Source organism: Caldicellulosiruptor acetigenus (genome assembly GCF_026914305.1).
GTDB classification, from domain to species: domain Bacteria; phylum Bacillota; class Thermoanaerobacteria; order Caldicellulosiruptorales; family Caldicellulosiruptoraceae; genus Caldicellulosiruptor; species Caldicellulosiruptor acetigenus.
In genome coordinates this window covers 169398-183944 of record NZ_CP113866.1, presented here as the reverse complement: position 1 = coordinate 183944, position 14547 = coordinate 169398, and the positions used below count along the sequence as shown (strand labels likewise).

The window sequence follows — 14547 nt, the reverse complement described above, 5'->3', positions numbered from 1 at the left end:
GATGATTGCCCTGTATGTCAGAAATCTTACAAAGACATACAAAAACTTTAAGCTCGAAATACAAGAGCTTACTTTAGAAAGTGGCTATATAATGGCGCTATTGGGGAGAAACGGTGCTGGCAAGACAACTTTGATAAAGTGCATTCTTGACCTTGTCAAAAAAGAAAGTGGGGAAGTTTTAATCTTTGAAAAGCCTTTTAACTGTGACGAAGTACAAATCAAACAAAAGCTTGGGGTGGTTCTGGAAAATCCAATTGTGCCAGGGTATCTAAAACCAAAAGAGGTAAAAGAAATAATGAAGGCATTTTACAAAACATGGGATAACAAGCTCTACAAAAAACTTTGCGACCTTTTTGAAATTGACCAGAACAAAAGAATTGCCCAGCTGTCGAAAGGAACAGTAATGAAGTTTTCAATTGCCTTAGCTTTATCCCACAGACCAGACCTTTTGATTTTAGATGAGCCAACATCTGGGCTTGACCCTGTTGCAAGGAACCAGTTTGTTGAGATTTTGCAGGAGTTTGTTCAATCAGAAGAAAAAGCTGTCTTTTACTCAACACACATCGTGTCTGACATTGAAAATGTTGCTGATTTTGTAACAATTATTGATGGAGGCAAGATTGTATTCAGCTCATCGCGTGAAAGTATTCAAGATGATTACTGCATAGTGAAGGGAGCAGCAAATGAATATGACAAAATTCCAAAAAGTGCAGTTTTATCTTTGAAGAAAAGCACACTTTCTTTTGAGGCACTGTGCCGCAAAAAAGATGTTAAGATTTTTCAAGATGAATTTGTGGTTGAAAAGCCCTCCATTGAAAAGTTCTATGTTATGCTCGTGAGAAGGGATGAGAATGATGAAGTACTGGAAGTTGTATAGAAGAAATATCTTATGGTTTTTCATTGTCCTTTCAATATATATTTTATATATGAGTTTAATTTTATTTGCTTTAGAAAAAAACTCTGATATTAATAGAATTGTTCATAAGTTTTTTAATTCTATTTGGACTGGCATTTTTGTTTCATTATTGATATCAGATTTTTATGGCAAAGATTATTATCAAAACGAATTATATTTATTGATGTTGTTACCAGTAAAGAAAATCAATATTGTTATTAATCAATTTATTAGATACATTATTATAGTTACCATCCCCATTTTGACATTCTCATTGGTTACTTTTTTGTTGTTTCACAAAAGTTCGTTAAATATGAATCAGTTTATTGATGAAGTTTTAGAATATCTATTTATTTGTATTAATACGGTAATAGCAATTCAACCTCTATTTATTTGGATGAGTGGTAAAAACAGGCATAATGTATATGTTTACATTTCTGTAACGTTTACTTATTTTTTGATTATAGCACTAATGGGAACAATACTAATTTTCAGCTTGAACTTAGAACCAAGCATTAAAGGTCATACATTCTTCTATAATTCACTTTTAATAAAAAACATAGTTATATCAATTGTCTACACTCTTTTAATCCTCATTTTATCTTTTTTTACTACTTACAAATTACTGCTTAAAAAGGAATTCTAAAAATCTTTTGAGGGGATGAAAAAAATGAAAGAATATTTTGTATATGTGAAAGGTACAAAAGTTATGATGGTAGTATTTATTTTCTTTGCTTTAGCATTTGCAGTCTTCTATGCCTTATTACATCAGCAAATAAAACCTGTATCACTCGGATATGCTTTTTCGCTTGTAACCACCATTGTGAGCCTAAATAAACTCATTTTCTATTACAGCGACGAAGGAAGCACCATAGCAAACCGAGCAAGGGCAAATTCATATTTACCTTTTTTAGTTCTACTTCCCACTAAAAAGTCATCAATTGTAATCTGGGATTTTCTGCACGATGTAGCTGTGATTATAATGTACATTGCCGGTTTTAACGTTGTTTTTGGGATTTTAAAATGGCTATTAGGTATCTCTCAACAGTACAATATCTACCCTCTTTTTATATCTCCACTTGCAACAACACTTTTTCTATTTTCTATCTACTGTCTACTGATGGCCGTAATCTCTCTTATACGTAACAGAACACTCACTTTGATATTGGCAACCGTCACAAATGTCCTTGTATTTATCTCCCTTTATGTTCCCCTGTTTTCCGCTACAGCCGACGATAAAAAAGTTGCAAGCTTCTTTACAAATCTGTATAATGATTCTATGGTATCAATTCCATTTTTGTTTATCTCGATATTACTGCTTTGCATTTCGCTCCTTGTAAACTTGAAGATAATTTACAGGCGTGAATTTTGATGTGCAAATCTTTTTTTGAGAAAAAACAAAACCACAGGAGGATGTAAAAATGGTAGAGCTGATTGAGCTTACCAAAGACTTTGGAAAGGTTTTGGCTGTTGACAGGCTGTCATTTAGAATTGAAAAAGGTGAAATTTTTGGAATCCTTGGTGAAAACGGTGCTGGCAAGACAACAACCCTCAGAATGCTTGCAACAATGCTCAAGCCCACATCTGGAACAGCCATCATCTCAGGGCTTGACATCACAAAAGAACCCGAAAAGGTAAGGCGAAAAATTGGAATCCTCTTTGGAAGTGAAAGCGGGCTTTATGCAAGGCTGACTGCACGAGAGAACATTGAATATTTTGGACTTTTGCATGATATGGACAAAGGTGAACTTAAAAAGAGAATTGATGAACTTTCTCAAAAGTTTGGTATGCAAGAGTACATTGACAGACCTGCAGGAACATTCTCAAAAGGAATGAAACAAAAGGTGTGTTTTGTGCGCTCTATCATTCACAATCCAGAAGTGATGCTATTCGATGAGCCAACAAACTCTTTGGATGTGTCTTCCGCAAAAGAGGTACATGACTTTATAAGACTATGTAAACAGGAAGGAAGAACAATCATATTTTCAAGCCATTCAATGAGCGAGGTTGAAAAGCTTTGTGACAGGGTTGCAATTATTCACAAAGGAAAACTTATTGCTATCGGAACAATTGAAGAAATCAAGCAAAGATTTTCTGGAGCTTCTTTCGAAGATATATTCTTAAGATTGGTAGGTGAGGAAAGATGAACATAAATTTTAAGCACGTTTGGATTGTTCTTAAAAAAGAACTCAAAGATGCTTTTAGAGATAGAAAAGCCCTGCTGGTAAACATAATTTTGCCAATGCTATTTATTCCTGTAATATTTATTATAGCCTCAGTTGCAGCAAAATCGGCATATGAAGTAAAGCCAGAGAAAACACATATCTGCGTTATTGGCAAAGAAAATTCTAAACAAATAGTGTTAATGCTTGAAAAATCAGAGTTTCAAATTGTTGATGTTGATAATCCAAAAAAGCAGCTTCAGGATGGAAAAATCAAAGCCATTTTGGTAATTCCAAAAGACTTCGAAAATTCTCTTTTGCAGGAGAAACAGACAAGCATTCAGATTTTAACAAACGAAGCAGATATGAAGTCGTCAAATGTCGGAAATATACTTAGCAATATGATAAATGAATATTCAAAACAGATAGTAAAACAGAGGCTTGTTTCAAAAAACTTAGACCCGTCAATTATTGAGCCAATTGTCATAAAAAAAGAAAACGTTGCACCACCAAAAAAACAATCAGCAACATTTTTGGCATTTTTAATTCCTATGTTTCTGACGCTGTGGGCAGCACTTGGTGGAATGAACGCTGCAATTGACATCACAGCCGGCGAAAAAGAAAGAGGAACTCTAGAGCCTCTTTTGACAACAGCTGCAACAAGGACATCAATTGTTACAGGAAAATATTTGGCAGTAAGTATCATGGCGCTTTTGGCAGGACTTTCTTCACTAATAGGTGTTATTGTTTCGTTTGTTCTTTTGCCAACAGCTTTAGGTGAAGGATTTAAAAATACTCCTTTTTCAGGGTACTCAGTATCACCAATTACAGTTTTGATAATGCTATTAGTTGTAATCTTGACAGCAATAATTTTTGCAGCAATTGAAGTGGCAATAGCCGCATATGCACGCTCATTTAAAGAAGGGCAAACTTATCTTTCACCAATAAGTATAATAGTTGTAATTCCGCCATACTTAACAATGTACAAGATGCCAAATGAACTTACAAACACCTATTTTGTCCTTCCGCTTGTAAATGCTATCTCTGTATTAAAAGAACTTATTTACGATATTGTCAATCTTGAGCATCTGGGACTTTTTATAATTTCTTCATTGGTTTACATTATAATCTCAATTAAGTTTGCAGCAAGAATGTTTGAAAATGAAAAGGTGCTATTTAGGAATTAAAGCAACAAAGGGCTTGCACACATCCCTTTTGTGCAAGCCCTCAAAAAAATCTCTTCTAGTATATTTTTTGGCAAGTATAAGATTAAAAGGTCAAACAAAAACTCAAAGCTTTTTATCTCTTTGCAAGATACTTTCTTATATCAAGAGCAACTGCAACACCAATAATAAGACCTTTTATAATAAGCTGCCAATAAGGGTCAACTCCAATGAATGTAAGACCATAATTTATAACTCCAAAAATCAAAACACCGGCAAGCACGCCTGGAACAGTTCCAATTCCACCTGTTGTTGAAACACCACCAACAACGCAAGCTGCAATAGCATCAAGCTCATACATATTACCATAGTTATTTGTTGCGCCACCTGTTCTTGCAGCCTCCAATACACCTGCAAGCCCGTACAAAAGTCCTGCAAATGCATATACAAAAATCAAAACTTTTGACACATTTATTCCAGAAACCCTTGCTGCATTTACATTTCCACCAACTGCATAGATGCTCTTCCCAAGCGCTGTTTTATTCAGCAACACCCAAACCACCAAAGCAACTATTAGAGCGATTATTAAAATATATGGAATTGAATACTCACCTGAAATTCCAATATAACCTGTTCCTAAGTTAGTAAAGTCAGGTCTCAGTCCACCTATTGGCTGTGAATTGTTAGGTGGCATGTTAAAGTACAAAGAGTTAGCACCATATATGATAACCATCGAACCTAATGTTGCTATAAATGGTGGTAAATTTAAACGAGAGATTGCAACACCATTTATGATACCGAATAATAATGTTATAGCCATAGCTATTAAAATTGGAACAATAAGTGGAAGCTGAGGAAGCTCAGGGAAAAATCTTCTTGCATAGTCAGCAGTTTGAAGCATTGAAGCAGAAACAACTGCTGCAAGTCCAACAGCTCTTCCTGCTGACAAATCAACCCCGCCAGTAATCAAAACAAGACTCATGCCAAGCGCAATGATTGCTCTTGTTGATGACTGCAAAAGTATGTCTCTAAAACATCTCCATGAAAGAAAGTCTGGACTGATAAATGCTATAACTATTATCAAGGCAAGTAAAATAAAATAGATTGCGTTTTGAGATAATATCTGTCTTGCTCTCTTTACAAATGACATTTTAAAAATGACCCCCTTAAAAAATTTTATGCTGAAAACTTAGTTGCAAGTTTCATAATCTCTTCTTCTGTTGCCTCATTTCTTTCTAAAATACCAGAAACTCTTCCTTCACACATCACAAGAATTCTGTCAGACATTCCTAAAAGTTCTGGCATCTCAGAGGAAATCATGATAATGCTCTTGCCTTCTGTCGCAAGCTGATTTATAAGGTTATAAATCTCAAACTTTGCACCAACATCAATTCCGCGCGTTGGTTCATCCAAAAGTAGTATTTCAGGCTCTGTCAAAAGCCAGCGAGCAATCAATACCTTTTGCTGGTTACCACCTGAAAGATTCTTTATCTGAGTTTTGTATGATGATGTTTTTATTCTCAATATATCTATAAAGTTCTGCGTATCAAGAAGCCTTTTTTTGTCATTTAAAAGTCTGAAACCATTTAAGTATTTTTTAAGACTTGCAAGAGTGGTATTTTCTAATATATTTAATTCTGGAATAATTCCAGTTAGTTTCCTATCTTCTGTGAGCAGTGCTATCTTGTTTTTTATAGCATCCTGAGGATTTTTGATAACAACTTCCTTACCTTTGATAAAAATTTTGCCTTCTTTAATACTTCTCAATCCAAAAATAGCTTCTATCAGCTCTGTTCTTTGAGCCCCTACAAGCCCTCCAATTCCTAAAATCTCACCTTTTCTTAGTTCAAATGACACATTTTTGAACGACTTTGGGTCAACAGAAGTTAAATTTTCAACCCTCAAGATAACCTCAGAGGGTCTATTTGTTTTTTGTGGAAATCTGTCTGACATCTGTCTTCCAACCATGTTTGCAATCATCATATCAGGTGTAAGTTCTGATATAGTCCACGAGCCTACAACTTTACCATCTCTCATAATTGTAACTTCATCAGCTATTTCAAAAATCTCTTCCAGTTTATGAGATATATAAATTATCGAAACTCCCTTTGCTTTCAAATCTCTTATTATCTTAAACAAATGTTCAACCTCATTTTCTGTCAAAGAAGAAGTAGGCTCATCCATCACAATTACCTTTGAATTGTAGGAAACAGCTTTTGCAATCTCAATTAGCTGAACCTTTGACACAGAAAGCTGCCCAACAATCTCCTTTGGATCTACATCAATCTCAAGTCTTCGTAAAAGGTTTTTAGTATCTTCATACATTTTTTTATGGTTGACAAATTTAAACGGACCTAAGTTCACACGTGGAAATCTTCCCAGCCAGATGTTTTCCATCACATTGCGTTGATTGACTGGCTGAAGTTCTTGGTGAATCATTGAAATCCCAAGCTTTATAGCGTCAATTGGACTGTTTATGTGAACATGTTGACCATCTAAAATTATCTCGCCACTGTCAGGCCTATAAATTCCGAACAAACACTTCATTAACGTCGATTTCCCCGCACCATTTTCGCCTAAAAGAGCATGAACTGTTCCTCTTTTTATTTTTACAGTGACATTATCAAGAGCTTTAACTCCCGGAAACTCCTTTGTAATACCATTCATCTCCAAAATATACTCTGTCTTTGCCATTGCAATTGCACCTCTTGAACAAATTTTACAGCTATGAAAAATCAAAATTAGCGCCACCTTGTCATCAGATATATTTGAACTTTCTTGACAAGGTGGCGAAATGTGCCTTATAAATCTTTACTCATTTACGTATTTCTTCATCTCTTCTAAATTGTCTTTTGTAACCTTTTGATACGGAACCCAAATATATTTTCCATCTGTTATGTCAAACCCAACATTCTCTTTTGTTGGCTTTTCTCCCTTTGCAAGAACATATGCCAAATTGAACGTAGCTTTTCCTTGAGCCTTTGCGTCGTTCAAAACAGTACCTAAAAGTGTTCCTTCCTCAAGCGCCTGAAGACCTGGAGTTGTTGCGTCAACACCCACAACTGGAATGTATTTGCCATCCTTGAAATACCCTGCAGCTTTTAATGCCTCAATCGCACCAAGTGCCATGTCGTCGTTGTTACAGAATACAGCTTCAATCCTATCGCCAAATGATGCCAAGAATGCCTGCATCTTTTCCTGGCCTTTTACCCTGTCCCACATAGCTGTGTCTTGAGCTAAAGCTTTTGTCTTGATACCTGCTGCCTCAACAGCTTTGATTGAATACTCTGTTCTCAAGATTGCATCCTGATGCCCAGGCTCACCTGTGATCATAACATATTCCATAATTCCGTTGTGGTTTTTGTCAGCTTCCGGATGTGATTTCCAATACTCTGCCATGATTTCTCCTTGTAAAGTTCCAGATTGCTCAGCTTTAGCGCCAACATAGTAAACCTTGTCCCATTTCTTCATATCTTCTGGAAGTGGCTCCCTGTTGAAAAATACAACTGGAATATTTGCCTGTTTTGCCTTGTCGATCAAAACACCTGCTGCTGTTCTATCAACAGGGTTGATTGCAAGAGCGTCGACTTTCTTTGTGATGAACAGGTCAATCTTATCATTTTGAGTTGACTGAGAGTTCTGGCAATCAACAAAGTCAAGTTTTGCTTTGTCCTGTCCTTCTTTTGCAATTGCATTTCTTACACCCGTCATAAATGTGTCATCAAACTTGTAGATAGCAACACCAATATAGGGCTTGTTTTCTACTGATGTTCCATTTGAACTGTCGCTTGTGCTCTTTTTACCACAACCAACAAGAACAAGTGAAATAATCAAAACCATTGATACTAAAACCACCCAAAATTTCTTTTTGTTGAACATTTACCAAAACCTCCTCATGTTATTTAGTTTTTATATAAATTTTGATTACACTATCAAATTTAAATCAAAATTAATAGCAAATCACTAAACTTTTTTGTCAAGTTTTTAAGTTTTTGAACAAATGAAATAAAAAATTTACTGCAATTTTTTGTGGTCAATTTTTTGCTGTATATTGGAGTTTAACTTGATAACTTCAGATGTTAAAATAGTTTTAAAGGAGTGTGTAAAAAAATGTCCTCAACAAAAAATTTCATATTGAAATACTTAATAATAACAGTTTCTCTCTTGCTTCTGCTCATTTTGGTGTGGCTATCAGCAAGTGACTTTTTAGTCATTCGTAAAATGGGCAATTTAAATAACTTTTCGCAAAATAATTATATAAACTGCGCTGTTATATTACCTAAAAATGAAATGTACTGGAAAGAATTTTTGGGTGAGTTTGAACAGTTCGCTCAGGCACAAAAGGTTTTATCAGAAACCATCTTCTATGAATCTGAACAAGAGGAGGTTTTTGGCTTAAAATTGGCTCTTTTTTCAAAGTTTGATTTTGTCATACTTTGCGATTTGTTTCACAGCAGTGAAATTAAATCTTTAATCGACCAGTTAAAACTACAAAAAATTAAAGTGATATCTATTCTCAACAGCAACCTTAAAGATTTTTTTGACACAACGCTGGGTTTTGACTATTTTCAAAAAGGTAGGCTTGTTGCAAGTAACATTGAAATTGTAGCAAAACAAAAAAATTTAGATAGACTCAAAATTGCAGTCATAACAAATACAATCAACAAGAGTTTATCAGGCAATAGTGAAGTTGAAGGTATAAAAAGCTATTTAAAAGAAAAAGGAATAGAATTTTCTGTAGATTTATTTTCAATTGAATATGGAAATGCTGAGTCAGAAAAACTTTTAAATAACATAATAGCTGCTCAGCAATACAATTGTTATTATACAACTGAAGAGCTTGAGACTTTTGCATTTATCGATAGTTTTGTCAAATCTCCAAAAGACTCAAATTTTATCTTTATCGGAGCAGGAGATGATTCACGACTTTTAAGATACAGAGATGAAGGACTTATTGACAGGCTTGTTATGCCAAATTACGATGAACTTGCTATCAGGTCTATTTTAATTATGAAAGACTTTGAAAAGTTATCTTCTAAGAGCCAATTTATTCCTATATCTATAATTGTTAAATAGGTTGGGTGATGAAAATGATGCTATCATTCAAAACATACAAGGCAAAGCTTATATTCTTTATTTTAACCTTCATCCTTACAACAATCGCAATAAACCTATTAATTCAGCTCAATGTTAATTTTCTTCACAACTACTTTGATAAGACTTATCATAACATTGAAAGTATTAATACGATAACAAATAACTTTGGAACAATAAGTAGAAGTATTCAATCTTATGTTATTTCTGGAGATTCAGATTCAATCTTAAACGTTTACGACAGTTTAAATTCTATATCTTATGAACTAAACCAACTTACTTGCCAGAGTGAAGATGAAATTGTTTATAAAAGAAGTATTACCAACATATATAAAACAATAAATAATGATATTGACATGGTTATACTTTACAAAAAGCAAGGAAAAGATTACACAAAAAAGCTTTCAGACACAATAGAAAGCTTAGATTATGCAAATTATTTTCTACAGAAATTTACTCAAAGTAAAATAAATCATAGCGTTGAGTATTATAACAGTTTAAAAAGCTCCATTCGAAAGATTACAAATACAAACTATGTGGTGATAGCACTGTGGTTTATACTTTCAATAATAGTTAGCCTTCTTTTCACAAAAGAGTTAACAGATCCAATATCAAAACTTGCAAAATACTCAAACAAAGTAGCAAAAGGAGAATTAAATTTTTCAATCCCAAAAGTTGAACCTGCAGACGAGCTAGGGATTTTAAATAATTCTTTTAGTGACATGCTTGAAAACATCAAAGATATGCTGAAAAAACTTGAAGATAAGGCTGAGCTTGAAAAGGAACTTGCAATGAAAGAAATAGAAATGGTAAAGTATCAACAAGCATTGCAAGAGGCAGAACTAAAATCGCTTCAAGCTCAGATAAATCCACATTTTTTGTTCAATACATTAAACACACTTGCTCAAATGGCAATGTTAGAAAATGCGGATAAAACTTATGATATGCTTATAAAAACTTCTAATTATCTTAGATACTGTGTTCAAAACATCAATAAGCTTGTAACACTGAGCGAAGAGGTTGAAAATGTGAAGAATTATATATTTATTCATAATATAAGATTTAGAAACAAAATTAATCTTGAAATTGATATTGAAAAAGAGATTGAAGATGCAAAAATACCAAGTATGATACTTCAGCCTATAGTTGAAAATTCCATTGTTCATGGATTTGCAAAGAAGAGAGAAGGAACCATTAAAATTATTGCTAAAAGATATTACACCAGCTATGTGAAAATCCAAATTATAGACAATGGTAGCGGTATAGACCCTGAGGTTTTGGCAGAAATTACCAAAAAGTCTTTTGTTTCTAAGACTTCTACAGGTATCGGTATTGAAAACATCACAAAAAGGCTTGAGTTTTTCTTTGGAATAAAAGAGCCTATTTTTATTGAGTCAAAGAGAGGCATAGGAACAACAGTGACAATTACTATTCCTTATATAAACTAATTATCATAAAGAGGAGCTGAAAAAAATGAAAAAGATTCTTATATGTGACGACGAGTCTATCGTAATTGAATCAATTTCGCACATATTAAAAAAGAACTTTTCAGAACAGATGACCATTGACGAAGCTTATGACGGAGAAGAAGCACTGCAAAAGTTGATGTTTGAAAATTATCATGTAGTTTTCATAGACATACAAATGCCAGACATGAGCGGAATAGAAGTAATGGAAGAAATCCGAAAAGTAAAAAAAGAACCTTTTCCTCTTTTCATTATTATCTCAGCCCATGACAAATTTGAATATGCAAGAAAATCGGTTGAACTTGGCGCTTTTTCTTATATACTAAAACCCTACTTGGTATCAGACATTGTTAATGTTACCAAAAAAGCTTTTGAAGAGATTGACAACATTTTGTCTAAGCAAAAAGAAGAAATGGAGAGGAAAAAAAAAATTAAAGCTATGCAAGCTTTAATAGAAAATGGGTTTTTGTTTTTTATCTTGAACAACAAACTATTTTTTGATTTTAACTTAAAACAATTAGAACAGTTCCTTGATATTCAAAACCTTCAGTATGGTATTGTTGCAATTTTGAAGGTAGAGCAGGAAAATTCGTTAAATAATATAGACATTTTAAGTGAACTTAAAACTGAAATTAAATCAGCTTTCTCAAACAAATGCATTGTATCTTTTTTATCGCCAAGCTCTCTTTTATGTATATTTTCAGCCGAAAGTGAGACTTACAAAGAAGTTTTAAAAGATAAGTTAAAAAAGACAATCAAATCTAAAACAGATACCGAAATACAAATAGGTTTGAGCAACTTATGTAATCTTTACGATGATTTTGAAGAAGCATTTTATGAAAGTTACAGTAATATAATCTCTGAAGATAACCAAGAAACAACAGATTTATATGTGGAGCTTGAAATATTGGAAAAAAGATTGCTAAATTCACTTTTAAAGACCACCAATATTATTCAAAAACAGCAGCAGATTTCAGAGCTTATAAAAAAATATATTTTGGCATATGGAATTAACCAAGCGCGATACAAGATAATTTTGTTTGTCATCCAGTTATTAATTGAAATTAACATTAAAGAAAATGCAAAAGTCATATACGCAATGGAAAAATTTTTAAAAGATATTATTTCAATTGACAATGAAATGGAGATAATCCAAAAATCATTTGAAATAATCCAAATAATTATCAGCGAAGCAGCAATACAAAAGAAAACATACAGCTCAAGCAATATAGTTTCACAAGCTCTTGAATACATTAAAAACAATTTTAAAAGAAATATCTCTTTAGAAGAGATGAGCCAAGTATTAAATATCAGTCCTTATTACTTTAGTAAAATCTTTAAAAAATCAGTTGGTATAAACTTTAAAGAATACCTAATAAAACTGAAAATAGAGCACGCACAAAAACTTTTGACACAAACAGATATGCTAATAAAAGAAATAGCATACGAAATTGGATTTGATGACCCTAATTATTTCATCAAAGCATTTAAAAAATACACTGGTTTTACACCTGCTTCGGTTAGAAATAACAGAAATAAATAAAGGTGAGGAAACAGTAATGAAAAAGATATTAAATTTTAAAGTAATCATAATAGGATTAGCTATTGTATTGACATCTATTGCCATCTTTTTGTTTGCTTATATTCACTTTTTAAAAAAGAACAATTTCAATCGACCGTTTAAAATTGGATTTGCAATGAGCACACTAAAAGAAGAAAGATGGTTTTTTGACAGAAAATATCTCATTGATGCTGCAAAAGAGAAAGGTTTTGAAGTAGAGTGGACCAACGCAAACGAAAATGATATGACCCAATATCAACAGGTTAAATATCTTATTTCAAAAGGTATAAACTTGCTTATTATAGTTCCCAGCAGTTATGACTCTGCAAAAAATGCAATTGAACTTGCAAACCAGAAAAACATCCCTGTCATATGTTACGACCGAATAGCTTTAGATGCAAACATAGATGCCTATGTAGGATTTAACAATCAAAAGATTGGCGAAATTATGGCAAAATACTTACTAAAACAATCACCTTCCGGCAACTATGTTTTTATTCTAGGAAATCCAAAGGATTATAATACCCACCAAATAAAAGAGGGATATAGAAAAATCTTGACTCCATATATAAACTTAGGTAAAATCAATATCCTTCTTGAAGACTATTGTTACAAATGGAAAAAAGAGTATGCATATGAATATGTGGCAAAGCTGCTTCAGGCAGGAAAGCGTATTGATGCAATTTTGGCACAAAATGACTCTTTAGCAGAAGGAGCTATTTCTGCTCTGGCTGAAAAAAGGCTTGCAGGGAAAATTCCGGTTGTTGGGCAGGACGCTGAGCTTAGTGCTTGCAGAAGGATTGTAAATGGATATCAGCTCATGACAGTATACAAACCAATTAGAAAGCTTTCTGAGCTTGCAATAGAAATTTCTGAAAAGCTTATTAAAAAAGAAAAACTGCCTTCTTCAAAAAACTTCATTAATAATGGTTACAAAATGGTTCCAGCGTATTTGGTCGAACCGATTGCTGTTACAAATAGAAACATGAAGTTAATAATAGAGGAAGGCTATCACTCATATGAAGAGATTTTTGGCAAATAAAAAAGGCTGCCCCACAAAGCTTTTTTGGACAGCCTCTTTTTTTTACGCTTTCTTTCTTGACATAATATCAAGCCATACTGCAAAGACAAGTACAAGACCTTTTACAATCAGCTGATAAGAATACTCTAAGTTCAAAAGGCTCATGCCATTGTCGATACTTGCCATAATTAAAGCACCGATTATAGCACCTGGTACTGTTCCTTCACCACCCAAGGTACTTGTTCCACCGAGGATTGCTGCCGCAATAGCATCAAGTTCCATGTTCGTTCCTGCACCGGATGTTGCAGCGTCAAGTCTCGATGTAAGCACAATCCCTGCAAGTGCTGATAAAAATCCCATCAGAATAAATATCTTCATTGTAACATTCTTTATGTTAATACCTGAAAGTTTTGCAGCTTCTTTGTTTCCACCTATCGCATAGACATACTTACCAAAAGTTGTGTTCTGTGAAACAAAAGTCAGCAGTATTGTAAATATCACTAATATAAGAACCGGAATTGAAATACCCTCATAGCTTATCATGACACCTGTAAATGCTGCAATCAATGCAATTACAACGGCTGCTTTTGCTACTTCCAATCCTATCGGCAGAACCTCTAAATTGTATTTTTTTCTTCTATTTCTCTGACTGATTGTCAGCAGTAAATATCCTACTATCAGTACGGCACCAAATACCACACTCAATGCTTTGTTAAGATACCCTTGCCCAATAAAAGTAAAACTCTCTTTAAAAGGTGAGATTGTAATACCTCTGCTTGCTAAGAGTACTCCACCTCTGAACACAAGCATTCCCGCCAAAGTAACAATAAACGCTGGAACACCTCTGTATGCAACCCAATATCCTTGCCATATTCCAATTAAAATACCAATTATCAAAACTGCAATGACTGTAGCAGGAGTTGACCAACCATTCCACACCTGAAGCACACCAGCAATTGCGCCTGTAAAACCAACAACAGAACCTACTGAAAGGTCAATGTGCCCTGCAACAATTACAAATACCATTCCGATTGCAACAAGCGCTGTAATTGCCATCTGTCTTGCAAGCATTGAAAGATTTCGCGGAGTCAAAAAGTTTCCATCGGTTAATATTGTGAATATTGTCCATATAAGAAGAATGGCAATTATAAGAGTATATGTCCTCAAATTCTTTTTCCAATTCAT

At 33.7% G+C, this 14547-nt stretch carries 13 protein-coding genes; 9 read left to right on the top strand and 4 right to left on the bottom strand.

Going from position 1 to position 14547, the window contains the following annotated elements; translation table 11 throughout:
* The first annotated feature begins 1 nt into the window (after nt 1).
* Genes OTK01_RS00695 through OTK01_RS00680 form a run of 5 tightly spaced genes read left to right on the top strand, consistent with a single transcriptional unit; the run spans nt 2 to nt 4244 of the window.
* Nucleotides 2-877: an ABC transporter ATP-binding protein gene (locus tag OTK01_RS00695; RefSeq protein ID WP_029228948.1), complete on the top strand. Its 876-nt coding sequence runs from the start codon at nt 2-4 to the stop codon at nt 875-877.
* Complete coding sequence (locus OTK01_RS13300; RefSeq protein ID WP_084694645.1) at nt 846-1541, top strand: ABC transporter permease; 696 nt, start codon at nt 846-848, stop codon at nt 1539-1541. The genes OTK01_RS00695 and OTK01_RS13300 overlap by 32 nt, the downstream gene beginning before the upstream one ends.
* A 24-nt stretch (nt 1542-1565) precedes the next feature.
* Nucleotides 1566-2267, top strand: a complete 702-nt coding sequence (locus OTK01_RS00690) for a hypothetical protein (protein WP_029228946.1) — start codon at nt 1566-1568, stop codon at nt 2265-2267.
* Between the two features lie 49 nt (nt 2268-2316).
* Nucleotides 2317-3042, top strand: a complete 726-nt coding sequence (locus tag OTK01_RS00685) for an ABC transporter ATP-binding protein (RefSeq protein ID WP_029228945.1) — start codon at nt 2317-2319, stop codon at nt 3040-3042.
* Nucleotides 3039-4244, top strand: a complete 1206-nt coding sequence (locus OTK01_RS00680) for an ABC transporter permease (RefSeq protein WP_029228944.1) — start codon at nt 3039-3041, stop codon at nt 4242-4244. The genes OTK01_RS00685 and OTK01_RS00680 overlap by 4 nt, the downstream gene beginning before the upstream one ends.
* Nucleotides 4245-4356: 112 nt before the next feature.
* Here OTK01_RS00680 and mglC read toward each other — a convergent pair whose 3' ends face one another.
* The 3 genes from mglC to OTK01_RS00665 all read right to left on the bottom strand — a co-directional run bounded on the left by mglC (nt 4357) and on the right by OTK01_RS00665 (nt 8099).
* Entirely contained in the window at nt 4357-5370 is a 1014-nt protein-coding gene (mglC, locus tag OTK01_RS00675) for a galactose/methyl galactoside ABC transporter permease MglC (RefSeq protein ID WP_029228943.1), read from the bottom strand.
* Between the two features lie 26 nt (nt 5371-5396).
* Nucleotides 5397-6914 carry a sugar ABC transporter ATP-binding protein gene (locus tag OTK01_RS00670; protein WP_029228942.1) on the bottom strand — a complete coding sequence of 506 codons (1518 nt, stop codon included), beginning with the start codon at nt 6912-6914 and terminating at the stop codon, nt 5397-5399.
* Between the two features lie 117 nt (nt 6915-7031).
* The gene (locus OTK01_RS00665; protein WP_029228941.1) at nt 7032-8099 is read right to left on the bottom strand and encodes a galactose ABC transporter substrate-binding protein; all 1068 of its coding nucleotides are present in this window, start codon (nt 8097-8099) and stop codon (nt 7032-7034) included.
* Between the two features lie 231 nt (nt 8100-8330).
* Between OTK01_RS00665 and OTK01_RS00660 the strand changes: the two genes are divergently transcribed.
* The 4 genes from OTK01_RS00660 to OTK01_RS00645 are packed head-to-tail and all read left to right on the top strand — an operon-like array spanning nt 8331 to nt 13383.
* Nucleotides 8331-9296, top strand: coding sequence for a substrate-binding domain-containing protein (locus OTK01_RS00660; RefSeq protein WP_029228940.1), 966 nt, complete (start codon nt 8331-8333; stop codon nt 9294-9296).
* Between the two features lie 17 nt (nt 9297-9313).
* Complete coding sequence (locus tag OTK01_RS00655; protein WP_232841709.1) at nt 9314-10762, top strand: sensor histidine kinase; 1449 nt, start codon at nt 9314-9316, stop codon at nt 10760-10762.
* 25 nt (nt 10763-10787) lie between these two features.
* A complete protein-coding gene (locus tag OTK01_RS00650; RefSeq protein WP_029228938.1) occupies nt 10788-12323 on the top strand; it encodes a response regulator transcription factor in 1536 nt (511 codons plus the stop codon).
* 16 nt (nt 12324-12339) lie between these two features.
* Nucleotides 12340-13383 carry a sugar ABC transporter substrate-binding protein gene (locus OTK01_RS00645; RefSeq protein WP_029228937.1) on the top strand — a complete coding sequence of 348 codons (1044 nt, stop codon included), beginning with the start codon at nt 12340-12342 and terminating at the stop codon, nt 13381-13383.
* A 42-nt stretch (nt 13384-13425) separates the two neighbouring features.
* Here the strand turns inward: OTK01_RS00645 and OTK01_RS00640 are convergent, their stop codons facing one another.
* Entirely contained in the window at nt 13426-14547 is a 1122-nt protein-coding gene (locus OTK01_RS00640) for a sugar ABC transporter permease (protein WP_029228936.1), read from the bottom strand.

Coding starts and splice junctions, on each gene's coding strand:
- OTK01_RS00695 (WP_029228948.1), top strand. CDS start 2: ATGATTGCCCTGTATGTCAGAAATCTTACAAAGACATACAAAAACTTT.
- OTK01_RS13300 (WP_084694645.1), top strand. CDS start 846: ATGAGAATGATGAAGTACTGGAAGTTGTATAGAAGAAATATCTTATGG.
- OTK01_RS00690 (WP_029228946.1), top strand. CDS start 1,566: ATGAAAGAATATTTTGTATATGTGAAAGGTACAAAAGTTATGATGGTA.
- OTK01_RS00685 (WP_029228945.1), top strand. CDS start 2,317: ATGGTAGAGCTGATTGAGCTTACCAAAGACTTTGGAAAGGTTTTGGCT.
- OTK01_RS00680 (WP_029228944.1), top strand. CDS start 3,039: ATGAACATAAATTTTAAGCACGTTTGGATTGTTCTTAAAAAAGAACTC.
- mglC (WP_029228943.1), bottom strand. CDS start 5,370: ATGTCATTTGTAAAGAGAGCAAGACAGATATTATCTCAAAACGCAATC.
- OTK01_RS00670 (WP_029228942.1), bottom strand. CDS start 6,914: ATGGCAAAGACAGAGTATATTTTGGAGATGAATGGTATTACAAAGGAG.
- OTK01_RS00665 (WP_029228941.1), bottom strand. CDS start 8,099: ATGTTCAACAAAAAGAAATTTTGGGTGGTTTTAGTATCAATGGTTTTG.
- OTK01_RS00660 (WP_029228940.1), top strand. CDS start 8,331: ATGTCCTCAACAAAAAATTTCATATTGAAATACTTAATAATAACAGTT.
- OTK01_RS00655 (WP_232841709.1), top strand. CDS start 9,314: ATGCTATCATTCAAAACATACAAGGCAAAGCTTATATTCTTTATTTTA.
- OTK01_RS00650 (WP_029228938.1), top strand. CDS start 10,788: ATGAAAAAGATTCTTATATGTGACGACGAGTCTATCGTAATTGAATCA.
- OTK01_RS00645 (WP_029228937.1), top strand. CDS start 12,340: ATGAAAAAGATATTAAATTTTAAAGTAATCATAATAGGATTAGCTATT.
- OTK01_RS00640 (WP_029228936.1), bottom strand. CDS start 14,547: ATGAATTGGAAAAAGAATTTGAGGACATATACTCTTATAATTGCCATT.